The sequence below is a fragment of the Nocardia sp. NPDC003726 genome (genome assembly GCF_053586955.1).
On the sequence record NZ_JBSFNF010000022.1, the window covers coordinates 68,830 to 92,995 of the forward strand.

Consider the following 24,166-nt stretch of genomic DNA (forward strand, 5'->3'; position numbering starts at 1 on the left):
GTTGATCTTCGTGCGGCTGCGACGGCATAGTCACACCGTTTCGGCCGGTATTCGCCACGCGGTCCCGGCGACCGGGACACGCCGGCCGCGCCCCGCTTGCCTAGGATCGCAGGCATGCCCGTCTCCACCACCGCAGCCACGGCCGCCGGGCTGTGCGCGTTCATCGATGCGTCCCCGTCGCCGTTCCACGTCTGCCGCACGGTCGCCGCGGAATTGGACGCGCGGGGGTTCACCCGGCTCGCCGAGTCGCAGACCTGGCCTGCGCAGAGCACGGGCAGGCATTACGTGGTTCGTGGTGGCTCGCTGGTCGCCTGGGCGGCGGGGGACACCGAGGGCGCGACCCCGTTCCGCGTGGTCGGAGCGCACACCGACAGTCCCAACCTGCGGGTCAAACAGCATCCCGACCTGACGTCGGCGGGCTGGCAGCTGGTCGGGCTCGAGCCCTACGGCGGCGCGTGGCTGAACTCGTGGCTCGACCGGGAGCTGGGTGTTTCCGGGCGGTTGAGCGTGCGGGACGGAAACACGGTGCGCGAGCGCCTGGTTCGCATCGATGAGCCGATCCTGCGGGTGCCGCAACTGGCCATCCATCTGTCCGAGGACCGCAAGGGTGTCACGCTGGATCCGCAGCGGCATGTCAACGCGGTGTGGGGCGCGGGGTACGAGGCGGCTGCCTTCATCGATTTCGTGGCCGACTGGGCCGAGGTCGATCCGGGCGATGTGCTCGGCTGGGAGCTGATGACCCACGACCTCACGCCGAGCAGGCTGATCGGGCGGGACCAGGACCTGGTCAGCGCGCCGCGTCTGGACAACCAGGGCACCTGTTTCGCGGGCTTGCAGGCGTTTCTCGCCGCGATCGATGAGCCGGGCGCGGCGGTCCCGGTGCTGGCCATCTTCGACCACGAGGAGGTCGGCAGTCAGTCCGATCGCGGCGCACAATCCGATCTGCTGCCCGCGGTGCTGGAACGCATCGTGCTCGCGCGCGGCGGCGGCCGCGCCGATTACCTGGCCGCGCTGGCCGGTTCGGTGTGCGCGTCCGGCGACATGGCGCACGCGACGCACCCGAACTATCCGGAGCGGCACGAACCCGCGCACCGGATCGAGGTCAACGGCGGGCCGGTGCTGAAGGTCAACCAGAATCTGCGCTACGCCACCGACGCCACCGGCGCGGGCGCGTTCGCGCTGGCGTGCGCGCAGGCCGCGGTCCCGTTGCAGCGCTATGTACATCGCGCCGACCTGCCCTGCGGCTCCACCATCGGGCCGATGACCGCGGCGCGCACCGGCATGCCGACCGTCGACGTCGGCGCGCCGCAGCTGGCGATGCATTCGGCGCGCGAACTGATGGGGGCGTTCGACGTTCCCGCCTACGCCGCCGCGCTGGCGGCCTTCCTCACGCCGGGAGTCACCGGCCGGTAGGTGAACACCGCCACGACGAACACGGCGAAAGTGGCGAGGACGTAGTTGCTTCCGATGATCTGCTGCCACCAGGCCCAGCCCAGCTCGCGGTCGTGCGAGTGCGGCAGCAGCCAGTGCGGACCGATCAGGAACAGCACGGCGGCCACCGCCACCACGCCGATCACCCGAGGGCTGCGCGTGCCGCGCACCATGAGGTCAGCGGTGACGACCAGCGCCGGCGCGATCCACACCCAGTGGTGCGACCAGGACACCGGCGAGACCAGCAGCACCGCGGCGGCATTCACCAGCAGCGCCGCCACGGTGGCGTCGGCGTCGATCAGCCTGCGCATCCACACCGCGGCCAGCGCCACGGCCAGGACCGACAGGGTGATCCACAGCAGGGTGGCCGCTGTGTCGTCGACGCCGAGGCGGAACGCCATGCCTTTGATGGACTGGTTGCCCGCGAAGTACGGAGGTCCGATCCGGCCGGTGTCGGCGAGGGTGTGGAACCAGTAGTCCACGGAATCGCCGGGGAACAGCAGGAATCCGAGGCCCACCGCCGCGATCGCGGAGACCACCAGCGTACCCGCGGCTTTCCAGTCTTTGCGCAGCACGAAGTAGAGCAGATACCCGGCCGGGATCAGCTTCACCGACACCGCGATGCCGATCAGCATGCCGCGCGGCCAGAACGGCTTGCGCACCAGGCAGTCCAGCGTGATCGCGGCCATCAGCACCAGGTTGATCTGGCCGAAGCCGAAGGTCTGGCGGACGGGTTCGAAGAACTGCGCCACCGCGACCGCGCCGATGACCAGCGTGAGCAGCATCGGACGCGACAGCCCGGGCCGCAGGCGAGTCAGCACCAGCCACAGCGAGATGCCGAGGCTGGCCACGTTGGTGACGACCACCAGCACCTCGGCGGCGACCAGCGGCATCAGGGCGAGCGGCGCGAAGAACAACGCGGCCAGGGGCGGATAGGTGAAAGGCAGCCCGATCCCTTCCACCGGCGGCATCGGGCCGTACAGATCGCCGCCGTCCAGCCAGACCCGGGCGCCGTTGCGATAGACCTGGAGGTCGATGTAGCCGTGCCACCAGTGCGCCAGCAGCGAGACGAGCGCGGACACCGCGAACAACGCGATGGCAGCAATCAGCCAGCGTACTTGCGGCGCGCGCGGGTTCGGCAACGCGTCAGCGGGTGTGGTCCCCGATCCGCCGCCTCCGGTCGGCGCTGCGGTCGAGGTGACCGATCTCTCACCCGGATTCGCGACCCCCGATCCTTCGTTCACCGGCTCAGAGTAGCCGGTGCGCATGGCCGGTACCCAGTGCCTCTAAACTTGCACCCAGGCATTCCGCCCGCCGCCCAGTGACACGCTCGTCGCTTCGCTGAGCTTGCCCACCCCGCCGGCTCCGCCGGCTTGCCGACCCCCATGCCCGGCCGAAAGGACCCTGGTACTCCGTGACTCCGCAGGTCGACACCGTCAGCGCAGCCGCAGCAAACCCCGACGTGCCGCAACCCTACAAAGAACTCGGCCTCAAAGACGACGAGTACGCCCGCATCAAGGAAATCCTCGGTCGCAGGCCGACCGACGCCGAGCTGGCGATGTACTCGGTGATGTGGAGCGAACACTGCTCCTACAAGTCCTCCAAGGTGCACCTGCGCTACTTCGGCCAGACCACCACCGACGAGATGCGCGCGTCCATGCTCGCCGGCATCGGCGAGAACGCGGGCGTCGTCGACGTCGGTGACGGCTGGGCGGTCACCTTCAAGGTGGAAAGCCACAACCACCCCTCCTACGTGGAGCCGTACCAGGGCGCGGCCACCGGCGTCGGCGGCATCGTGCGCGACATCATGGCGATGGGCGCGCGCCCGATCGCGGTGATGGACCAGCTGCGCTTCGGCGCGGCGGACGCGGCCGACACCCGGCGCGTGGTGGACGGCGTGGTGCGCGGCGTCGGCGGGTACGGCAACTCGCTCGGCCTGCCGAACATCGGCGGCGAGACCGTGTTCGACGCCTCCTACCAGGGCAACCCGCTGGTGAACGCGCTGTGCGCGGGTGTCATGCGGGTCGAGGACCTGCATCTGGCCTTCGCCTCCGGCACCGGCAACAAGATCGTGCTGTTCGGCGCGCGTACCGGCCTCGACGGCATCGGCGGCGTCTCGGTGCTGGCCTCGGACACTTTCTCCGGCGACGAATCCGGCTCCGGCCGCAAGAAGCTGCCCTCGGTGCAGGTGGGCGACCCGTTCACCGAGAAGGTGCTCATCGAGTGCTGTCTCGAGCTGTACGCGGCGAAGCTGGTGGTCGGCATCCAGGACCTCGGCGGCGCCGGATTGTCCTGCGCCACTTCCGAACTCGCGGCGGCCGGGGACGGCGGCATGCGCATCGAGCTGGACAAGGTGCCGCTGCGCGCGGCCAATATGACGCCCGCCGAGGTGCTCTCCAGCGAGTCGCAGGAGCGCATGTGCGCGGTGGTCACCCCGGAGAACGTGGACGCGTTCATGGCCGTGTGCCGCAAGTGGGACGTGCTGGCCACGGTGATCGGCGAGGTCACCGACGGTGACCGGCTGGTGGTCACCTGGCACGGCGAGACCGTGGTCGACGTGCCGCCGCGCACCGTCGCGCACGAGGGCCCGGTCTACGAGCGCCCGGTCGCGCGCCCCGACGAGCAGGACGCCCTGATCGCCGACACCCCCGACCGGCTCGCCCGGCCGAAGACCGCCGACGAACTGCGCGCCACGCTGCTGCAAATGATCTCCAGCCCGCAGTTGTGCAGCCGCAAGTGGATCACCGAGCAGTACGACCGCTACGTCCGCGGCAACACGGTGCTCGCCGATCAGGCCGACGCGGGCGTCATCCGGATCGATGAGGAGACCGGCCGCGGCATCGCGCTGGCCACCGACGCCTCCGGCCGCTACACCAAGCTCGACCCCTACGCGGGCGCGCAGCTGGCGCTGGCCGAGGCCTACCGCAACGTGGCCAGCACCGGTGCGACGCCGAAGGCGGTCACCAACTGCCTGAACTTCGGTTCGCCGGAGGACCCGGGCGTGATGTGGCAGTTCCAGCAGGCCGTGCGCGGCCTGGCCGACGGCTGCGTCGCGCTCGGCATCCCGGTCACCGGCGGAAACGTCAGCTTCTACAACCAGACCGGCCAGACCGCGATCCTGCCGACCCCGGTGGTCGGCGTGCTCGGCGTGATCGATGACGTGCACCGTCGCATCCCGACCGGCATCGGCCTGGAGCCGGGCGAGACGTTGATCCTGCTCGGCGAGACCCGTGACGAGTTCGGCGGGTCGATCTGGTCGCAGGTGGCGCACGACCACCTGGGCGGCGTCCCGCCGAAGGTCGATTTCGCCCGCGAGCAGTTGCTCGCCGAAGTGCTCACCGCCGGTTCGCGCGACGGCATGATCAGCGCCGCGCACGACCTGTCCGAGGGCGGTCTGGCCCAGGCCGTCGTCGAAGCGGCGCTCGCCGGTGAGACCGGTTGCCGCATCTTGCTTCCCGAGGACGCCGACCCGTTCGTCACGCTGTTCTCCGAGTCGGCGGGCCGCGTGCTCGTCGCCGTTCCCCGCTCGGAGGAGACCAGGTTCACCCGCATGTGCACCGCTCGCGAACTGCCGTGGGTGCGCATCGGCGTGGTCGACCAGGGCTCCGACTCGGTCGAGGTGCAGGGCCAGTTCTCGATCACCATGGACGAGTTGCGGGCCGCGCACGAAGGTACGCTCCCGAGGCTGTTCGGCGCGGGAACCGTCTGACGAAACGCCCACCTGGGCGGGCCTGGACCCCTCGTTACCGGGCCCGCCCAGGTGCGCGTACTCAGGCGACGGAATTGAACGGATCGTGCTCGGAGAGCAGCTTCTCCATCCGCGCCTGATCGATGCGACCGTGAATGGTCGCCGCCTCGTGCTGGTCGCGCACCACTTTCGCCAGCGTGAACGTGCTGGTGACCAGGAAGAGCACGGACATGCCGAGGAATCCGCGCTGCCAGACGTCCAGCGGCAGCGCGTAGATCCCGATGCCGACGCCGACGAAGCTGATGCCGAAGGCGATCGCGGCCTGCGCGACGTAAGCGGCGCTGGCTTTCTGCCCCGCGGTCGTAGTGCTCATGACCAAAAGTCTCCGTACGGCGCGACCCGCGCACCCGCGTACAACTACTCGAGTGGAATGGGTAGTTGCCATCCGCGCGACAGGGTTCGATCACGGGGCCGCGAGCGGTGTGATCCGCGTCGTACCCGCCCGCGTCGCGGTGGGCGACGCGCCGGACCGTCGGTGGTGACCGCCATACTGGTCGAATGCTGGAGACCGCCGGGACCATGCGAAAGCTGCGCACGCGCGCGGTCGCGGCGACCCGGCGCGCCGAGGACGTCATCGATCTGAACTACGTCGGCTTGGTGGTGGCGACAGTGTTCTTCGCACTGTCGGTGACGCCGTCGCTGCTGCCGCGCGACTGGCTGTTCCAAGGGTTGATCAGCGGGATAAACGCCGCCATCGGGTACGGTGCCGGCTGTTTGCTGGAGTGGCTGTTCCGGCTGTGGGTGCGGCCGCGGCTGAAGATCTCACCGCCGCCGACGTGGGCGCGTTACGCGATCAAGTCCGCCGTGCTGCTCACCGCCGCCCTGTGCGCCGCGCTGATGCTGGTGCAGTCGGCGCGCTGGCAGCGTGAGATCACGGCGCTGATGGGCATGGCGGGCACCACGACGCCCGCCTATCTGCGCACCGGTCTGCTCAGTTTGACGGTCGGCGCCGCGGCGGTCGCGGTCTACCGGACGGTGCGGGAGATCATCCTGTTCCTGGCCCGCCTGCTCAACCGGTGGGTGCGGGTGCCGCGCGAACTCGCTCCGGCCGCCGGGTTCCTGGTGCTGGTGGTGCTGGCGGTGACGATCTTCAACGGTGTCGCCACCCAAGCGTTCTTCGCGGTCGCCAACTCGGCCTTCAGCGTGCGCAACGACCACACCTCGGTGAACGCGGTGCAGCCGCAGCAGCCGGAGCGCTCCGGCAGCCCGGCCTCGCTGGCCAAATGGGAGACCCTCGGTTTCGAGGGGCGCTGGTTCGTCTCGCACGGGCCGACGGCGAGCCGCATCACCTCGGTCACCGGCCGTCCGGCCAAGGAACCCATCCGCGCCTACGTCGGCTTGGAGTCGGTCGAAGGGGATCAGGAGCCGGCCGAGCTGGCGGTGTCCGAGCTGGAACGCACCGGAGCGTTCGACCGGAAGGCGCTCGTGGTGGTCACCACCACCGGGACCGGTTGGGTGAACTCACTGGCGGCGGGGGCGATCGAGTACATGTACGACGGCGACACGGCGATCGTCGCCACGCAGTACTCGTATCTGCCGAGCGTGCTGTCGTTCCTGGCCGACCGCAACAAGGCCACCGCGGCGGGCAGGGACTTGTTCGACGCGGTGTACGGGCACTGGACCGCCCGGCCGCCGGAGGTGCGGCCCAAACTACTGGTGTACGGGGAGAGCCTGGGCTCACAGGGTTCCGAGGCGGCGTTCGACGGTCTGGCCGACCTGCGGGCCAAGGTCGACGGCGCGCTGTGGGTCGGCCCGCCCAACTCCAACCGGCTGTGGCAGCAGTTCGTCGCCCGCCGCGATCCCGGTTCCCGCGAGGTCCAGCCGCTGTACGCCGACGGGCTGGTGGTCCGGTTCGCCTCCGACAGCGCCGATCTGGCGCGGCCTTCGTCGGAATGGCGGCCGCCGCGCATCGCGTATCTGCAACACGCGTCCGACCCCATCGTCTGGTGGTCGCCGGATCTGATCTTCTCGCGCCCGGACTGGCTGTCGGAGCCGCGCGGCTCGGATGTCTCCTCCCAGATGCGCTGGTGGCCGTTCGTCACGTTCTGGCAGGTGGCCGCCGATCTGACCAACGCGCAGGGCGTCACCGACGGGCACGGGCACCGCTACGGGAGCCTGGTGCTGGACGGCTGGGCCGCCATCGCCGCGCCGCCGGACTGGACGGCGGAACGTTCCGAACGGATCCGGCTCGAAGTGGAGGCCGCGGAGGAATTCGAGCGGAAGACGAAGTGAGTCCCGGTCGACTAGCGAAAGTCGTTGCGGCCGTATCCGTTCCGCTAGTCTGGAACAACGCGGTCCTGCCCCGCCTCGGTCTCGGCATACGCGGGCGGTCGGCGACCAATGCCGGTTTCGCCACGGTGTACGCGCTCGCACTGCGAGCCGACCCGGGCCGTTGTTCGATGCGTGGCGTGGGCTGGGGGCTGCTGGCGGCCTCCGGCGTCGTGGCCGGTTACGTTGTCGCCCTTGCCGTTCCGTCGCTGCGATGGCAAATGGCCGAACTCGCCGACCGCGGGCCCGAAGTGTCGACCAGGGAATGGGTGGGGGTGCACATCCCGTTCGGAACCGTCTACAGCGAGGAACTCGTTTTCCGCGGCACGCTCGACCCTTTGCTGGACCGTGTTCTCGGTCCGCCGGCCGGTGCATCGGTGGGTGCGGCGACTTTCGGACTCTGGCACATCGCTCCCGCGCGAGCCGTGGGCGACAGCGTTCCCCTCACCGCGGCCGTCACCACGGCAGGGGGGCTGGTGTTCGGTTGGCTGCGCCGCCGTACCGGGAGTACTGCTGCCCCGGCCCTACTGCACCTCGCCATGAACGCGGGCGGAGCGATCGCTCCCCGCCTGGCCAGACGTTTCGAAACCGCGGCGCGCGGCGCTCGTATGGCTCGGGTCCGTCTGGGGACGGCTGGGGATGATCGAGTGACCCCCGGTTTCGGGCGCGGCTGAGCACCCTGACGTCGTGGCTCGCCTATGCCGTCACCCTGCAGCGCGTGGGTCGCGCCAGGGGGAAAGTAGGGTCGGGCACGTGGCAGGACGAGGGACGGTCGATCCCGCGCAGACGCGGGCGGCGGTGGCGGCGGTGAGCGAGTGGTTGCGCGACGAGTCGGTCGACGCGCCCGCGCGGGCGGAACTCGCGGCAGCGGTACGCACCACGGCGCGCTCGCTGGCGGCTTCCGCGCCCGGCCACTCGGTCGAGGTCCGGGTGCCGCCGTTCGTGGCGGTGCAGTGCGTCGAGGGCCCTCGGCACACCAGGGGTACGCCACCGAACGTCGTGGAGACCGACCCGCGCACCTGGCTGCTGCTGGCCACGGGACTGCTGGGGTTCGACGACGCCCTCGCCTCCGGCGCGGTCACCGCGTCCGGCACGCGCGCGGCCGAGATCGCGCACTGGCTGCCGATCGTCCGAGTCGGCTGAGCGGCGCCGCGCGACCGCACAGGCCGCCCGATGACCCACCACGTGTCCACGATCGAGGACAGGTCGCGCTCGCGCTGTCGGCAATCGCGTCACGGCAGCGGACATAAGCGCTCGTGAACTTGTCGCGGCACGTTGACGGCAGCGGCCACGTGCGCTCTCAGTCCGTTGCGGCAGGGTAGCGGCCACGAGCGCTCTTGAACCGTTGCGGCAGGCACGGCAGCGGTCACATGCCGCTCGTAACCCGTTGCGGCAGCGTCACGGTCGCGTGCGGACGTCCTCGCCCGGCCGCGTTCGATCACCGCCGCGGACGGTTCACGCGCGGACGATGTTGCGGCGCTCCAGCCCCTTGCGGTCGTAGAAGCGGGTGACCGCCGCGCCGAAGATCAGCCCGATCGCCAGCCCGAGAACCGCCATCCACACACCGCGGGTGAGTCCGGCCTCGAAATCGGCGTCGAAGTACAGGATCGACCGCACGCCGAGGAACACCTGGTGCATGGGTTCGAAGGAGGCGAGCCAGCCGAAGTACCGCGGCGTCGCCTCGATCGGCACGGTGCCGCCGGAGGACGGCAAGCCGAGGATGACGAACAGGATGAGGTTCACCAGCAGGCCCGCCGAGCCGATCGCCGCCAGCATGGACAGCCCGGTCACGCCGACGGCGATCATGGCCAGCGCGCTGTAGAGGTACAGGGCCAGCGGATTGCCGATCGGCATGTGCAGCACCTTGCCGACGATCAGGAACACCGCGGCGACGATGTTCGCCGCCAGCACGAACACGCCCCACTTGATCAGCAGCGTCTTGAACCGCGAGATCGGCGTCGGCGGGTAGTGCACGTACCACGGGCCGTACTCGGTGGGCACGAAGCCGAGCTGCGCATCGATCATGGTGTGGATGACCATCGCGCCGACCACACCGGCCAGCAGCAGCAACAGGGCGTAGAAGAACGCGGTCAGGCCCTGGCCGCTGCCGTGCGGCAACGGGTGGTACTGCTGCTGCACCACCTCGATCGGCGACGCCAGCGCGACCCTGGTCGCGCCGGACAGCTCGGGCGCGGGCGGACCACCCGGACGCGGGGCGAGCTGGGCGTTCACCTGATCGAGCAACTGCTTGCCGACCTGCTTGTTCACCTCGGTCAGCGCCTCGTTGCCGACCCGCAGCACGATCTGCGTGCCGAACGCGCCGGTGCGCGGGTTGGTCTGCACCGTGATGATCGGCCGCGGGATGTCGCCGGGTATGACACTGCCCACACCCAAGTTGCCGAGTTGCTTGCTGAAATCGCTCGGGATGATGATCGCGCCGTAGACCTGCCCCGACTGCATCTGCCGCTCGGACTCGTTGATGCTGAGTACGCGCAGGTCGACCTTGTCCGACGGCACCCCGTCGGCCAGGGCCCGGGTGATCTGGTCGCCGAAGTTGACCTTCTGCTCGGCGCTCCCGCTACCGATGATGTCGCCCACATCCTGATTCACCAAGGCGATCGGGAAATCGTGCAGGTTCTGCTCCGGATCCACGACATAGTCGAGGTACATGATCCCGAGCAGCGCGGTGAGCAGGCTCAGCACCGCGAGCGGAAACAGCACCATCCGGGGCCATGGCCTGCGCGCCGGCGCCGCGCCAGGCTCCGTCGTGCTCGCGTCGTCCGTGGTCGTCACGGTCCGCACCGTAACAGCCGGGGCGCTGCGGCGGCCCGCTTCCGGGCACCTCGGATTGCTGTTCGGATGCGCGGCGGTGCGCGGGCACCCGGGCGGCGTCCGTAGAATGAAATCTGCCCCCAGCCCGCCCGAACAGGGAGCAAACGGTGACCAACGCCGAACTGCCGGTCCAGAGCATTTCCGCCACCTCCTGTCCCGCCCCGGACGTCGACGAGAACGAGCCGCGCGAGGAGTGCGGAGTGTTCGGCGTCTGGGCGCCGAGCGAAGAAGTGGCGAAACTCACGTATTACGGGCTCTATGCCCTGCAACACCGTGGACAGGAGGCAGCGGGCATCGCGGTGTCGGACGGCTCGCAGATCCTCGTCTTCAAAGACCTCGGTCTGGTCAGCCAGGTGTTCGACGAGCAGACGCTGGCGGCCATGCCGGGTCACATCGCCGTCGGTCACTGTCGTTACTCCACCACGGGCGGGGTGACCTGGGAGAACGCCCAGCCCATCTTCCGCACCACCGCGGTGGGCTCCGGACTCGCCTTGGGGCACAACGGCAATCTGGTCAACACCGCCGAATTGGCCGGCCGCGCACGCGAACTCGGCCTGCTCGCCTCGGTCCGGGGCGGGCGCCCGCAGCCGGCCGCGGCGACCTCCGACTCCGACGTGGTCACCGCGCTGCTCGCGCACGCCGCCGCCGATTCCAGCATCGAGCAGGCCGCGATGGAATTGCTGCCCACCCTGAAGGGGGCGTTCTGCCTGACCTTCATGGACGAGCACACCCTGTACGCCGCGCGCGACCCGCACGGCGTGCGCCCGCTGTGCCTGGGCAGGCTGGAGCGTGGCTGGGTCGTTGCCAGTGAGACCGCCGCGCTGGACATCGTCGGCGCCGCCTTCGTCCGCGAGATCGAACCCGGCGAATTGCTGGCGATCGACGCCGACGGCGTGCGCTCGATGCGCTTCGCCAACCCGGAGCCCAAGGGCTGCGTCTTCGAGTACGTGTACCTGGCCCGGCCGGACAGCACCATCGCGGGCCGGTCGGTGCACGCCACCCGCGTGGAGATCGGCCGTCGCCTGGCGAAGGAACACCCGGTCGACGCCGACCTGGTGATCCCGGTCCCCGAATCCGGCACCCCGGCCGCGGTCGGCTACGCGCAGGGCTCGGGCGTGCCCTACGGCCAGGGCCTGATGAAGAACGCCTACGTCGGCCGCACGTTCATCCAGCCCAGCCAGACCATCCGGCAGCTGGGCATCCGGCTCAAGCTCAATCCGCTGCGCGAGGTCATCCGCGGCAAGCGCCTGATCGTGGTGGACGACTCGATCGTTCGCGGCAACACCCAGCGCGCGCTGATCCGCATGCTGCGCGAGGCGGGCGCGCTGGAGATCCATGTGCGGATCGCCTCGCCGCCGGTGAAGTGGCCCTGCTTCTACGGCATCGACTTCGCCTCGCGGGCGGAGCTGATCGCCAACGGCGCCGGCACCGAGGGCGACGTCGCGGACATGGTCGAGGGCGTGCGCCGGTCGATCGGCGCCGACACCCTCGGCTACATCTCGCTCGACGGCATGATCGCCGCGACCGAGCAGCCGCGCTCGCGACTGTGCGCCGCGTGCTTCGACGGCAATTACCCGATCCCGCTGCCCACCGAGGCCGCGATCGGCAAGAACGTGCTCGAGGGCATGCTCACCGGCCAGACCGAGGCCGAGCTGCTCGGCGACAACGCGAATGCGAGCGCGCTGAGCCGTCCGTGATCGCGGGACGCCGCTCGGCATCCGCGTAGCCGAACTCGCTCACGGCGTGCCGCACAATGAGCGCATGGACCCGACGTACGCCGCCGCGCTGGAGCCTGTGCGCCGGGATCTGGCCGCTACCTGCGCTGTCCAGCCCATCGTGGTCCAGGAGACGAATCAGGGCGTGGACTGGGTGATGTTCTACGAACCGGACGGTAGCGGCGCCGGGATCGGACCGCTGGTCGGCGACGACTACGCGGAGCAGGTGGCGTACCTCGCCGACAAGGCGCACGAGTGGGCGGTGGAGGCATTGTGGACGGCGGGCGAGTCGCCGGTGTGGCCGGTGTGCCCGACGCATCCGAACACTCATCCGCTGGCGGCGGGCGTGAGCGGCGGGGTGGCGGTGTGGTCGTGTCCGCGGACAGGGGCGATGGTGGCGCCGATAGGGCAGTTGGGAGTCGGCGTCCCATGACCCGTCCCGTTCGCTGTCGCGCGTAGTGATGTGGCCTGCTCGAGACATCACGCGATGCGGCGACCGGCAATTCTGGACGTACGACCGATTTTCCGCGCTGGTCGTAGTCGCTGCGCATAACACCTGCTGAGAGCGCCGCGAATATTCTTCGGAAACGTAACGTGCCGAAAATGCTTCGTAGGTACGGTGCCGATCAGATCGGAAGTTCACCCGTGTCCGCACCCGGCCTGCAACGCGGTGCGGCGCTCGAGAAGTGGGGCCGTGATGAGGAATTCGAGGTTGGGGCGACGGATCGGGACGCGAGCCATCGCGGCCGTCGGCTTGCTGGGATTGGCCGGGTCGGTACTGGCGGGCTGCGGTTCCGGGCGAACCGGCGATGGCGGTGACGGCTTGGTCGCGGGCACCACCGACAAGATCTTCTCGCTCGATCCCGCGGCCGCCTACGACAACGGGTCGCTGGTCGCCGAGACGCAGATCTATCAGTATCTGCTCAATTTCGCGCCCGGCGACGCGACGCCGAAACCGGACGCGGCCCAGAAATGCGAGTTCACCGCGCCCACGGTGTACACCTGCACGTTGAAGGACGGCTTGAAGTTCGCCAACGGCAACCCGCTGACCGCGACCAGCGTGAAATTCTCCTTCGATCGCATGGTGCGGATCAACGACCCGAACGGTCCCGCGTCGCTGCTGGGCAACCTGGAGAAGACCGACGTGGTGGACGCGCGCACCGTCGCGTTCACGTTGAAGGTGCCCAACGACCAGACCTTCCCCGCGATCCTGCCCACCCAGGCGGGGCCGATCGTCGACGAGAAGGTGTACGCGCCGGACAAGGTGATGCCGGACGAGGACGTGGTGCAGGCCAAGGGTTACTCCGGCCCGTACACCATCGCCAGTTACGACAAGAACAAGCTGGTCGAGTATCGGGCTTTCGCCGACTACAACGGCATCCTCGGCAAGCCGAAGACCGAGACGGTGTCCACGAAGTACTACGCCACCGCCGACAACATGAAACTCGACCTGCAGAACGGCTCGCTCGACGTCGGATACCGGTCGTTCACGCCCACCGACATCGAGTCGCTGCGCGACGACGGCAAAGTCGCCGTGCACGAAGGCCCCGGCGGTGAACTGCGCTACATCGTGTTCAATCTGAACACCATGCCGGGTGGCACGCCCGCGCAGAAACTGGCCGTTCGGAAGGCCGTCGCGGCCACCGTCGACCGCGCGGCGCTCGCGGACGGCGTCTACAAGAAGACCTACCTGCCCGCGTATTCCTCAGTGCCGCAAGGCATGCCGGGCGCGGCCGAGCCGTTCAAGGACATCTACGGCGCCGGGCCGAACAAGGACCAGGCGGCGAAGTTCCTCGCCGATGCCGGAGTCGCGACGCCGGTCGAACTGAATCTCCAGTACAACCCCGACCACTACGGTTCCAGCAGCTCCGAGGAATACGCGGCGATCAAGTCGCAACTGGACGCCACGGGTTTGTTCAAGGTCAACTTGCAATCCACCGAATGGGTCACCTACCAGCGCGAACGCGCCCGCGACGGCTACCCGCTGTTCCAGTTCGGCTGGTTCCCCGACTTCCCGGACCCGGACAACTACCTCTCCCCGTTCTTCGGCCCGAACAACTTCCTGCAGTCGCATTTCGAGGACCCGGGCATCTCCGCCCAGCTGATCGCCCAGGCGACCCAGCCCGACAAGGACAAGCGGCTCGCGCAGATCCAGCAGGTGCAGCGTGACCTCGCGCAGAACTTCCTGCCGATCGTCCCGCTGCTGTCCGGCAAGCAGATCGCGGTCTCCGCCACCGGCGTGCACGGCGTGGAGCAGACGCTCGACGCGTCGTTCAAGTTCCGCTACACGGTGCTGAGCAAGTGAGTTCCGCCGACACGGCCGGACCGGAGGCGGACACCGCACCGGCCTCGGTTCCGGCCCGGTCCTCCGGCCTGCGGCGAACCGGCAAGGGCGGCGGCGATTCTCGCCACAGCGCGTTGCTGCGCTACCTCGGCGTCCGCCTGCTGCTGATACCGGTGACCGCGTGGATCCTGGTCACGGTCGTGTTCTTCCTGATGCGCGTGGTCGGCGATCCGATCAGCGCGGCGATGGGCGGACGCATGACCCAGGAACAGATCGAGGCGCGCAAGGAGGCGGCCGGGCTGAACCGGCCGATCCTGACCCAGTACGGGGACTACCTGTCCGGGCTCCTGCACGGGGATCTCGGCCGCTCCCAGGACAACCGGGAAATCAGCGAGGTGGTGGTCACCTACGGCGCCGCCTCGCTGGAGCTGGTGTGCTGGGCGCTGGTCGTCGCGTTCGCGATCGGCGTCCCGCTGGGCAGATACGCCGCCACCCGGCGGGATTCACCCGCCGATACGACACTGCGGTTGCTGGCCATCTTGTTCTACGCCGCACCGGTGTTCTTCGTCGGCCTGCTGCTGAAGCTGGTGTTCGCGGTGCGCTTGGGCTGGCTGCCGGTGGCGGGCCGGGCCAGCACCAATGTGGAGCTGCGACTGCAGCATGTCTCGCCGAAGACCAACATCATGGTGATCGACGCGATGCTCTACGGCGACGCCGGTTATCTGATCGACGTGCTGAAACACGCCGTGCTGCCCGCCATCGCGCTCGGCTTGCTCACCGCGGGCATCTTCCTGCGGCTGGTGCGGATCAACCTGATCCAGACCCTCCGCGCCGACTACGTGGACGCGGCGCGGGCCCGTGGGCTGTCCCGCCGAGTGGTGACCGGGCGGCACGCCTTCCGCAACGCGCTCATCCCGATCGTCACGGTGATGGGCATGCAGATCGCCATGATGCTCGGCGCCTCGGTGCTCACCGAGACCACGTTCGAGTGGAAGGGCCTCGGCTACCAGTTCGCGCAGTACCTGTCGGCGCGCGACTTCATCGCCGTGCAGGGCATCGTCGCGTTCATCGCGCTCATCGTGGCGGTGATGAGCTTCCTGGTCGACGTGCTGGTGGCGCTGATCGATCCGAGGGTGAGGTTCTGATGACCGCTCCGGAATTGCTGAACGAACCTTTCGTCCCCCCGCCCGCGGCGCGCCGGGGTGTGCCGGGCCTGCGGCTGTTCGCGATGACCGCCGGTTTGCAGCGTGCGACGCTGGTCCTCGGGCTCGCCCTGGTCGGTCTGTTCGTCGTGGCCGCACTCTTCGCTCCGTTGATCGCGCCGTACGGATTCGCCCAGAGCGCCTCCGACGGCGTCGATTTCGTGCGCCAGCAGGCGCCGTCGGCCGAGCATTGGTTCGGCACCTCGGTGCGCGGGGAAGACGTGTTCTCCCGGGTGGTCTACGGCGCGCGGACCGCCTTGTGGGTGATCGCGATCTCGCTGGTGCTCTCGCTGGTGATCGGGGTGCCGCTCGGCCTGCTGTCCGGCTATGTCGGCCGGTGGCCGGACCGATTGCTCGTGCTGTTCATGGACGCGATGTACGCCTTCCCGACGCTGCTGCTCGCGATCGTGGTGTCCATCGTGGTCGCGGGCGGTCGCTCGACCAGCTTGGGCGGTGTGCTGTCCGCGGCGGTGGCGATCACGGCGGTCTTCGTCCCGCAGTACTTCCGGGTGGTGCGTAACGCGACCGTGGCCGTGAAGCAGGAGCCGTACGTCGACGCGGCGCGGGTGACCGGCGCGTCGACCACGCGCATCCTGTTCCGGCACATCCTGGCCAATGTCACCCAATCGCTGCCGGTGATCATCACGCTCAACGGGTCAGAGGCCATCCTCACCCTGGCCGGCCTGGGCTTCCTCGGTTTCGGCATCGAGCCGACCCAGGCCGCGGAGTGGGGTTTCGACCTGAACAAAGCGCTGCCGGACGTGTCCAACGGCATCTGGTGGACCGGCGTCTTTCCCGGTGTCGCCATCGTGCTCGTCGTGCTCGGCATGACCTTGGTCGGCGAGAGTCTCAACGAAGTGCTGAATCCGGTCCTGCGCACCCGTCGCGCGGCGGCGGTCGCGGCCGGTCCGGACGGCAGGAAGGACGCGACCGATGCCTGAGTCATCCGCCGTGGACCGGGGCCGTCCCGCCCTGTCCGTCGAGTCGTTGTCGGTCACCTTCGCCACCGACGCGGGGCCGGTGCACGCCGTCACCGACGTCTCCTACGAGGTCTATCCCGGCGAAGTGCTGGCCATTGTCGGGGAGTCCGGTTCGGGCAAGTCCGTGAGCTCGCGCACGGCGATGGGATTGCTGCCGGAGACGGCCACGGTGCGCGGCCTGGTCACCCTGGGAGCCGAGCAGGTCACCGCGATGAACGATCAGCAGCTCACCGCATTGCGCGGCGGCGCGGTCTCGATGGTGTTCCAGGAGCCCGGCTCGGCCCTCGACCCGCTGTTCACCGTCGGTTTCCAGATCGGGGAGGCGCTGCGCGCCCACACCGATCTGTCCAAGAAGGCCGCCAAGGCGCGGGCGGTGGAGTTGCTGCGGCTGGTCGGGCTGCCCGATCCGGAGCACCGGGTGGACTACTACCCGCATCAGCTGTCCGGCGGGCAGAAACAACGCGTGATGATCGCCATCGCCATCGCCTGCGAGCCGAAGGTGATCATCGCCGACGAACCGACCACGGCGCTGGACGTCACGGTGCAGGCCGAGATCCTGGCGCTGCTACGAGACCTGCGCGACCGGATAGGCAGCGCGATCGTGCTGATCACCCACAACATGGGCGTGGTCGCCGACATCGCAGACCGCGTGGTGGTGATGCGCGACGGCGCGGTGGTCGAACAGGCGCCGGTGGACGAGCTGTTCGCCCGTCCCACGGCCGATTACACCCGCACCCTGCTGGCCGCGGTACCTCACCTGGGCAGCGAGCAGATCGCGCACGGACCGTCCGGATCCGCCGGGTCGGAAGGCGACCCGGTGCTCGAGGTCCGTGATCTCGTGGTCGAATTCCCCGGGCCGTTCGGCCGGCCGCGTTTGCGCGCCGTCGACGGGGTGAGCCTGCGCATCGGTCCCGGCGAGACGCTCGGCCTGGTCGGTGAGTCCGGATCGGGCAAGTCCACCATCGGCCGCTGCGTCGCGGCGCTGCAACGGCCGACCTCCGGGACGGTGCGGGTGCGCGGGCAGGACATCGTGGGGCTGTCCCCGCGCAGGCTGCGGCCGATCCGGCGACGTTTCGGGTTCGTCTTCCAGGACCCGGCCAGTTCGCTGAACCCCCGGCTCACCGTGGGGGAGTGCGTGGCCGAACCGCTGCTGGTGCACAAGGCGGGAAGCGCGGCGGAGATCCGCGCCCGGGTGCGCAGGCTGCTCGACGACGTGCGGTTGCCCGCGGGCGCCGAACGCCGCTACCCGCACGAGTTGTCCGGCGGTCAGCGTCAGCGCGCCAGCCTGGCCCGCGCCCTGATCCTCGACCCCGACCTGCTGGTCGCCGACGAACCGACCAGCGCCCTGGACGTCTCGGTGCAGGCGGCGGTGCTGGAACTGTTCGGTGAGCTGCAACGCGAATGCGGCTGGGCCTGCCTGTTCATCAGCCACGACTTGGCGGTGGTGGACCAGCTCGCCGACCGGATCACGGTCCTGCGCGACGGCGCTGTGGTCGAAGAGGGCGATCGGAATCGCATTCTGCGCGCCCCGCAGGAGGACTACACCCGCCGCCTGGTCGCCGCGGTGCCGGTACCGGATCCGGTGCGGCAACGCCGCCGCCGGGCACGAGCGGCGCGGCTCTACGGCGACGAGACGGACTGATCGCCCGCTTTACGGTTGGCTCTGCCCTATTGTCAAGAGGGCGAGCCAACACCGGTGCGGGGTCGTTATCCGGCTCCGGTAGCGTGAGCAGGCATCTATCCGCCGATTCGGTTTGGAGCTTTCCCCGAAAATGACTGAACAGACCCCCAGTGGTGGTGCTTCGTACGCCGCGGCAGGCGTGGACATCGAGGCAGGTGACCGCGCAGTCGAGTTGTTCGGACCATTGGCGAAGAAGGCGACCCGGCCCGAGGTCCAAGGCGGCCTCGGCGGCTTCGCCGGGCTGTTCGCGCTCAAGGGCGGCTACCGTGAACCGTTGCTGGCGGCCTCCACCGACGGCGTCGGCACCAAGATCGCGGTGGCGCAGGCGATGGACAAACACGACACCGTCGGCCTCGACCTGGTCGCCATGGTGGTGGACGACCTCGTGGTCTGCGGCGCGGAGCCGCTGTTCCTCCAGGACTACATCGCCATCGGCAAGGTGGTCCCGGAGAAGGTCGCCGAACTCGTCTCCGGCATCGCCGAGGGTTGTGTGCGCGCCGGGTGCGCGCTGCTCGGCGGCGAGACCGCCGAGCATCCGGGGCTGATGGACCCGGACGACTACGACCTGTCCGCCACCGGCGTCGGCGTGGTCGAGGCCGACGCGGTGCTCGGGCCGGACCGGGTCCGTCCCGGCGACGTGGTGATCGCCATGGGGTCTTCCGGACTGCACTCCAACGGCTACAGCCTGGCCCGCAAGGTGTTGCTGGAGATCGACCGCATGTCGCTCACCGGACACGTCGAGGAATTCGGCCGCACCCTGGGCGAGGAACTGCTCGAGCCGACCAGGATCTACGCCAAGGACTGCCTCGCGCTGATCGCCGAGACCGATGTGCGCACCTTCGCCCATGTCACCGGCGGTGGCCTGGCGGCGAACCTAGCCCGGGTGCTGCCCGCGGGCATGGTGGCCGAGCTGGACCGCGGCACCTGGAATCCGGCGCCGGTGTTCAAGATGATCGCCCAGCGCGGCCGGGTGGAGCGGCCCGAGATGGAGAAGACGTTCAACATGGGCGTCGGCATGGTCGCCGTCGTCGCTCCGGAGGACGTGGACCGGGCGCTGGCGGTGCTGACCGCGCGGCACATCGAGTGCTGGACGCTGGGCACGGTCAAGAAGGCCAAGGACGCCGACGCGGTGCGCGCCGTCCTGGTCGGTGAGCATCCGCGGTTCTGATCCACGGCGAAGACACGTCAGAGTCCCGCATCCGCGTTCGATGCGGGACTCCGGTGTCTTGCAAGCCTTTTCGGCGCCAGGGACGTCAACCCGCGACAACGCCCGAAGGGGGAGGCCCGTCGGCCTCCCCCTTCGGCGTAATTCCGAGTCAGCGGCGCCAGTCGTCGTAGTCGTCCTCGTCCCAGCGGGACAAGGAGTCGTCCGCGTCGTGCTCATCGGACAGCACACCACCCCGCTGGGAGTTGGGGCTTCCCGAAAGCTCGCGCTGAAGGCTCGCGAAGTCGGTCGTGGGCGAGCTGTACTTCAGCTCGCGTGCGACCTTGGTCTGCTTTGCCTTAGCCCGGCCACGGCCCATGGCTGACCCCCTCGCGTCACAGCGGGGCGGCCTGGGGTTTGGTGGCGGCCCCGTTCGAATTAATACTCTTCCTGACAGACACTTTAGCGTGTGTCCGGCGGTCTCGCTTCCAGGAGTGGGTGAAGAACTCCGGAACCGGTGCCGTTTGCCCGCTTGTCGCCCTGCCGTGGAATACCTAGACCACCCCCGGTATCGCGCGAATCACACCCACTCGTGCGCCTCCGCCGAGCACCGCGGGGGCCGCCAGCTCCGCGTGCGCGTCGGTCCACTCGATCCCCATTCGATGCAGAATCGCCAGCGTCAGCGGCATTCGCGCGCGATCGTGCCCGTCTTCGATCTTGTACGCGAAAGCCGATCCGTCCGGCAGCGCCCCCGCGTGCACGCCGTCCGCGCCGATCTTGCACACCAGCCCCGGAGTGGCCCGCATGGTCAGTAGATCGGGCGCGTTCGTGCCGGAAATCACTCGCGGGTGCGCCCGCACCGCGTCGGCGACCCGCCGTTCCGGGCTCCCCGGCTCGGCCGTGGCCATGGCCGAGAACACCCGCGCGAGGTTGACCAGGGACACCGGGATGATCGGCAATCCGCAGCCGTCGATGCCGAGATCGGCTTCCGGCTCGCCGGTCAGCTCGGCCACGGTCGCGATCACCGCGCGCTGCAGCGGATGCGCCCTGTCCTGGTAGCCCTCGGTCGGCCAGCCGTTGATCGCACAGGTCGCGAGCATTGCCGCGTGCTTGCCCGAGCAGTTCATGTAGATCGGGTGCGGCTGTCCTCCGCCGGACAGCAGCGCGGTGCGCGCGCCCTCGTCGTACGGCAGATCGGCCGGACAGGCCAAGGACGAATCGGGCAGGCCGAACCGGTCCAGCAGCCTGCGGACCAGCGCGACATGGTCGGGCTCGCCGTAGTGCGAGGCCGTGGCGATGGCGAGCTCGGCGTCGTCGACCGGTTGAAAACCATTGCGCAGCAAGGTGATCGCCTGCATCGGTTTGTTCGTCGAGCGCGGGAAGATCGGCAGATGCACTTCGCCGAGTTCGAGGGTGGGCTCGCCCGCGGCGTCGAGCACCACCACCGAGCCGCGGTGCACGCATTCGCGGAAGCCCGAGCGGACCACCTCGACCAGTTCCACACTCACGATTTCGCTCCCGTGCCGATGTCGTCGGTGCTTGCTGTCACGTGGCGGTGCGCGGCGGCGCGCCCGGCGTTGCCATGCCTGCGCGCGTGCCGTCGCACCTGCATACGCACGTCGTCGGAGATGGTCGGCTCGTCGGCGAGCAGGATCGCCAACAGGTCCGGATCGGCGCCGGTGAACAGGTCGCGGACCGTGACGCCGTGCGCGGGGACGTGCACCACCGAGATCCGGTCGCCCGCTCCGATCGTGCCCTCGGTGAGCACCCGCAGGTAGGCGCCGGTGTCGCTGCGCAGGGCGAACCGTTTGACCCACTGCTGCTCGCCGCTCCAGTGCTGGAACGTGGCGCACGGCACGCGCGGAGCGCTCACCTCCAGCAAGGTGTCGCCGACCGACCAGCGCGCGCCGATCACCGAGTCGCTGACGGGGAGGCCGCGCACGCGCAGGTTTTCGCCGAACCAACCCGCGGGCAGTTCCCGGCCCAGCTCCGTGCCCCAGCGGCGGGCGTCCTCGTCGGCGTAGGCGTAGACGGCTTGGTGGACGCCACCGTGGTCCTTGGTGTTGCAGACGTGATCGCCATCCAAGCCCAAGGCGCGCACCGCGACCCGTCCCGCCACCGGCCGCTTGTCGATGGCACTGCGACCGACTCGACCCGGCACCTCGATATCGGCGTGCACCACGCACGCCGCGAGCACCTCTCCGGAATCACCGACGCGCATGAACGGCGCTCCTCTCGTCTGGAATGGGGAGCTCGGCATCGAGCAAAGGTGCGGATGACGGCTGAGGGAAGGCCCCCGCCTGCCGGTGGTCGGTCAACAGGTCAGCGCCCGCGCAGCCGGTCGACCGCGAGACGGCCCGCCTGCGGTTCGTCGTCGGCGGGCACCGAGTCGGGATCGATGGACGCCGCGACCGGGCCCGCGACCAGCGCGGTGTCGGCCGGAACCGCGCGCTTGATCAGCGCGAGGGCGATCGGACCCAGTTCGTAGTGGTCGACGACCGTGCCGAGCCTGCCGACCGCGCGGCCGCCCGCGGTGACGTCGTCGCCGGTGGCCGGGCGTTCGTCCGCCGAGCCGTCCAGGTGCAGCAGCAGCAGGTGCCGCGGCGGCTTGCCGAGATTGTGGACCCTGGCCACCGTCTCCTGGCCGCGGTAGCAACCCTTGTCCAGGTGGACCGCTCCGTGTTCGGCGACGCCGCCGATCCAGCGAGCCTCGTGCGGGATGGTCCGCTCGTCGGTGTCCAGCCCGATCCGCGGGCGCACGGCCGCGACTCGCAACGCCTCGAACGCCCACATTCCGGCGGGGACGGCGCCCGCCGCGGTGAGCCGGTCCCACAGGCCGGTCAGCTGGTCACGCGGGACGACCAGATCGAAGGACTCGGCCGTCGGCCACGGCATCCGGCGCAGGAATCCGCCGCCGGGCAGCGGGGTGGCCTCGTAGACCTCGGGAAGGGCGGTGATGCCCAGCGTCTCGGTCAGCGCGGCCACACCTCGGCCGAGCAGGCTCAGCACCGCGTGGTCGGCGGCTTCCGGCTTGGCATCGGCCCAGAAGACCATCTTCTGCAGGAACGCCAGCAGGTCGGGTCCGCGCTCGGCCTCGGTATCGATCCAGACGGTCCCGTCCAGTTCGGTGAGCACGAAGTGATGCTGGACCCGGCCGTTCAGATCGAGGTCGAGGTTCTCGGCGGACTGCCCGTCGCCGAGGGCGGCGACATGCTGGCTGGAGATGGTGTGCAGCCAGGTCAGTCGCTCGCCGCCGGTGATGCGCAGAACGAATCGGTGCGACCGGTCGACGATCGCGGCGCGCTGTACCGCCGCGCGCTGCTCGCCGAACGGATCGCCGTAGTGCCAGGCGACGGCGGCGTCGGGCGAACCCGCCGCTCCCGCGACGGCTCCCGACACACTGAGGATGGGGCTGGGCGCAACGACCACGGACACCTCTCCCACTCTAGGCGGGCCCGCCCGGCCGTGCGCGAACCGGGCCACGGCGTCGCGGAACGGCATAGCGGATCGGCATTGTCCGAGCATTACGGCGGACCTCATGGGGAGGCCGCACAAAAGGTCTGGCAAAAGCGGCCGTGACATAGGCATTGTCCGCTCACACCGCCTACGCTCGTCGCATGGTGGATCGAGTTCTGGTAACTCTCGATGGCGCGGTCCGAGATGCGGATGCGCCGTTGTTGTTTGCGGACGATATTGGCGTATTGCGTGGCGACGGTGTCTTCGAAACGGTGCTCGTGCGCGCGGGAGTCGCGTGCGCGATCGAATTTCATCTAGGCAGATTGCGTCGCTCCGCACAAGCGCTCGATCTGCCCGAGCCCGAATTGGGCAAATGGCGCGAGGCGGTGGAGACCGCGGCCAAGGAGTGGGGCAGCGAACGCGAAGGCGTGATGCGGCTGGTGCTCACCCGCGGCCGCGACTGCGAGCTGGCCGGCACGCCCGACAAGGTGAAGACCGGCGACCTCGCCGCCGCCGTGCCGGTGCCGACCGCTTTCGTGCTCGTGGTGCCGGTGCCGGAGCGGGTCGAGAAGGCTCGCACCGAAGGCGTCGCCGTGGTGTCTTTGTCGCGCGGCATCTCGATCGACCTCGCCCAGGCCGCGCCGTGGCAGCTGCTCGGGGCCAAGACGCTGTCCTATGCCACCAATATGGCCGCCCTCCGGTTCGCCGCGCGCATGGGCGCGGATGACGTGATCTTCACCAGCACGGAGAACCGGGTGCTGGAGGGACCGCGCTCCACCGTGGTGATCGCCCGCGACAAGCAGTTGATCACCCCGCCCGCGAAGAACGGGGTGCTGCCCGGCGTCACCCAGCGCGCGCTGTTCGCCGAAGCCGAGAAGGCGGGCTGGCAATGCCGCTACGACTCGCTGTTCACCGCCGATCTGCTCACCTGCGACAGCATCTGGATGCTGTCGAGCATTTCGCTTGCGGCGCGGGTCAATTCGCTGGACGGGCTGCGGATGTCCGCGCCGGACAACGCCGAAGAGATCATCGGGCTGGTCGATCGCGGCATCGAGCGAGCGGGAGCCATCGGCGACTGGTGATGCTGTGCCGCCCCTCCGGGTCTTCAGGCCGTACTGGTTGGGAGGCGGGTGGGTTGGTCACAGGTCCTGCGTGGGGTGCCGCGCGAGTTCTGGGCGTACCCGGTGAGTTACCCATGTACTTGCGAGATCAGTTGTCGCGTTGGCCGGTGTGATCGGTTGTCGCGTCGGCTGGGTTGCTCGGTTGCGTCTGGCTGGGTTGCTCGGTTGCGTCTGGCTGGGTTGCTCGGTCGCGTGGGCTGCGGTGATCGGTCGCGTGGGCTGCGGTGATCGGTCGCGTGGGCTGCGGTGATCGGTCGCGTGGGCTGCGGTGATCGGTCGCGTGGGCTGCGGTGATCGGTCGCCG

General features: G+C 69.4%; 21 protein-coding genes. 13 read left to right on the top strand and 8 right to left on the bottom strand.

Features of this window, described 5'->3' with window-relative positions:
- The first annotated feature begins 114 nt into the window (after positions 1–114).
- Positions 115–1,413: a M18 family aminopeptidase gene (locus tag ACWDMM_RS25560; protein WP_449939900.1), complete on the top strand. Its 1,299-nt coding sequence runs from the start codon at positions 115–117 to the stop codon at positions 1,411–1,413.
- Here ACWDMM_RS25560 and ACWDMM_RS25565 read toward each other — a convergent pair.
- On the bottom strand, positions 1,362–2,675 hold the full coding sequence (locus ACWDMM_RS25565) for a glycosyltransferase 87 family protein (RefSeq protein WP_449939902.1): 1,314 nt from the start codon (positions 2,673–2,675) through the stop codon (positions 1,362–1,364). The two genes, ACWDMM_RS25560 and ACWDMM_RS25565, sit on opposite strands and share 52 nt — an antisense overlap.
- Positions 2,676–2,845: 170 nt before the next feature.
- Here ACWDMM_RS25565 and purL point away from each other — a divergent pair, with 170 nt between their 5' ends.
- Complete coding sequence (gene purL, locus ACWDMM_RS25570) at positions 2,846–5,140, top strand: phosphoribosylformylglycinamidine synthase subunit PurL (RefSeq protein WP_195078158.1); 2,295 nt, start codon at positions 2,846–2,848, stop codon at positions 5,138–5,140.
- Between the two features lie 61 nt (positions 5,141–5,201).
- On the opposite strand, the gene ACWDMM_RS25575 is transcribed toward purL, so the two are convergent.
- Entirely contained in the window at positions 5,202–5,492 is a 291-nt protein-coding gene (locus tag ACWDMM_RS25575) for a YiaA/YiaB family inner membrane protein (RefSeq protein WP_195078159.1), read from the bottom strand.
- Positions 5,493–5,677: 185 nt separating this feature from the next.
- Here ACWDMM_RS25575 and ACWDMM_RS25580 point away from each other — a divergent pair, with 185 nt between their 5' ends.
- The 3 genes from ACWDMM_RS25580 to ACWDMM_RS25590 all read left to right on the top strand — a co-directional run bounded on the left by ACWDMM_RS25580 (position 5,678) and on the right by ACWDMM_RS25590 (position 8,590).
- Entirely contained in the window at positions 5,678–7,411 is a 1,734-nt protein-coding gene (locus ACWDMM_RS25580) for an alpha/beta hydrolase (RefSeq protein WP_357110144.1), read from the top strand.
- 176 nt (positions 7,412–7,587) lie between these two features.
- Entirely contained in the window at positions 7,588–8,121 is a 534-nt protein-coding gene (locus ACWDMM_RS25585) for a CPBP family intramembrane glutamic endopeptidase (protein WP_323124123.1), read from the top strand.
- A 79-nt stretch (positions 8,122–8,200) separates the two neighbouring features.
- On the top strand, positions 8,201–8,590 hold the full coding sequence (locus ACWDMM_RS25590) for a sterol carrier family protein (protein WP_195078162.1): 390 nt from the start codon (positions 8,201–8,203) through the stop codon (positions 8,588–8,590).
- Positions 8,591–8,902: 312 nt separating this feature from the next.
- On the opposite strand, the gene ACWDMM_RS25595 is transcribed toward ACWDMM_RS25590, so the two are convergent.
- A complete protein-coding gene (locus tag ACWDMM_RS25595) occupies positions 8,903–10,171 on the bottom strand; it encodes a YhgE/Pip domain-containing protein (protein ID WP_195078415.1) in 1,269 nt (422 codons plus the stop codon).
- A gap of 215 nt (positions 10,172–10,386) precedes the next feature.
- Here ACWDMM_RS25595 and purF point away from each other — a divergent pair, with 215 nt between their 5' ends.
- The 7 genes from purF (at position 10,387) to purM (ending at position 19,309) form a co-directional block, all read left to right on the top strand.
- Positions 10,387–11,976 (top strand): amidophosphoribosyltransferase, encoded by a 1,590-nt coding sequence (gene purF, locus ACWDMM_RS25600; RefSeq protein ID WP_195078163.1) that lies wholly within the window; start codon positions 10,387–10,389, stop codon positions 11,974–11,976.
- A 64-nt stretch (positions 11,977–12,040) separates the two neighbouring features.
- Complete coding sequence (locus tag ACWDMM_RS25605) at positions 12,041–12,427, top strand: hypothetical protein (protein ID WP_449939907.1); 387 nt, start codon at positions 12,041–12,043, stop codon at positions 12,425–12,427.
- 306 nt (positions 12,428–12,733) lie between these two features.
- A complete protein-coding gene (locus ACWDMM_RS25610; protein ID WP_397071208.1) occupies positions 12,734–14,299 on the top strand; it encodes an ABC transporter substrate-binding protein in 1,566 nt (521 codons plus the stop codon).
- 68 nt (positions 14,300–14,367) lie between these two features.
- Positions 14,368–15,423 (top strand): ABC transporter permease, encoded by a 1,056-nt coding sequence (locus ACWDMM_RS25615; protein ID WP_357110277.1) that lies wholly within the window; start codon positions 14,368–14,370, stop codon positions 15,421–15,423.
- Entirely contained in the window at positions 15,423–16,421 is a 999-nt protein-coding gene (locus ACWDMM_RS25620) for an ABC transporter permease (RefSeq protein WP_195078166.1), read from the top strand. Before ACWDMM_RS25615 ends, ACWDMM_RS25620 begins: the two co-directional genes overlap by 1 nt.
- Positions 16,414–18,102: an ABC transporter ATP-binding protein gene (locus ACWDMM_RS25625; protein ID WP_195078167.1), complete on the top strand. Its 1,689-nt coding sequence runs from the start codon at positions 16,414–16,416 to the stop codon at positions 18,100–18,102. Before ACWDMM_RS25620 ends, ACWDMM_RS25625 begins: the two co-directional genes overlap by 8 nt.
- A 130-nt stretch (positions 18,103–18,232) precedes the next feature.
- Positions 18,233–19,309, top strand: coding sequence for a phosphoribosylformylglycinamidine cyclo-ligase (purM, locus tag ACWDMM_RS25630; RefSeq protein WP_195044398.1), 1,077 nt, complete (start codon positions 18,233–18,235; stop codon positions 19,307–19,309).
- A 148-nt stretch (positions 19,310–19,457) separates the two neighbouring features.
- On the opposite strand, the gene ACWDMM_RS25635 is transcribed toward purM, so the two are convergent.
- From ACWDMM_RS25635 to ACWDMM_RS25655, 5 genes are all read right to left on the bottom strand, one after another.
- A complete protein-coding gene (locus tag ACWDMM_RS25635) occupies positions 19,458–19,664 on the bottom strand; it encodes a DUF3073 domain-containing protein (protein WP_067795154.1) in 207 nt (68 codons plus the stop codon).
- Positions 19,665–19,839: 175 nt separating this feature from the next.
- Positions 19,840–20,793 (bottom strand): asparaginase, encoded by a 954-nt coding sequence (locus ACWDMM_RS25640; RefSeq protein ID WP_195078168.1) that lies wholly within the window; start codon positions 20,791–20,793, stop codon positions 19,840–19,842.
- A complete protein-coding gene (locus tag ACWDMM_RS25645; protein WP_195078169.1) occupies positions 20,790–21,506 on the bottom strand; it encodes an MOSC domain-containing protein in 717 nt (238 codons plus the stop codon). Before ACWDMM_RS25645 ends, ACWDMM_RS25640 begins: the two co-directional genes overlap by 4 nt.
- A 101-nt stretch (positions 21,507–21,607) precedes the next feature.
- Complete coding sequence (ygfZ, locus tag ACWDMM_RS25650; protein ID WP_357206582.1) at positions 21,608–22,720, bottom strand: CAF17-like 4Fe-4S cluster assembly/insertion protein YgfZ; 1,113 nt, start codon at positions 22,718–22,720, stop codon at positions 21,608–21,610.
- A gap of 101 nt (positions 22,721–22,821) precedes the next feature.
- A complete protein-coding gene (locus ACWDMM_RS25655) occupies positions 22,822–23,055 on the bottom strand; it encodes a hypothetical protein (protein ID WP_323124170.1) in 234 nt (77 codons plus the stop codon).
- Between ACWDMM_RS25655 and ACWDMM_RS25660 the strand changes: the two genes are divergently transcribed.
- Complete coding sequence (locus ACWDMM_RS25660) at positions 22,963–23,823, top strand: aminodeoxychorismate lyase (RefSeq protein ID WP_323124162.1); 861 nt, start codon at positions 22,963–22,965, stop codon at positions 23,821–23,823. The genes ACWDMM_RS25655 and ACWDMM_RS25660 overlap by 93 nt on opposite strands.
- The last annotated feature ends 343 nt before the right edge of the window (positions 23,824–24,166 follow it).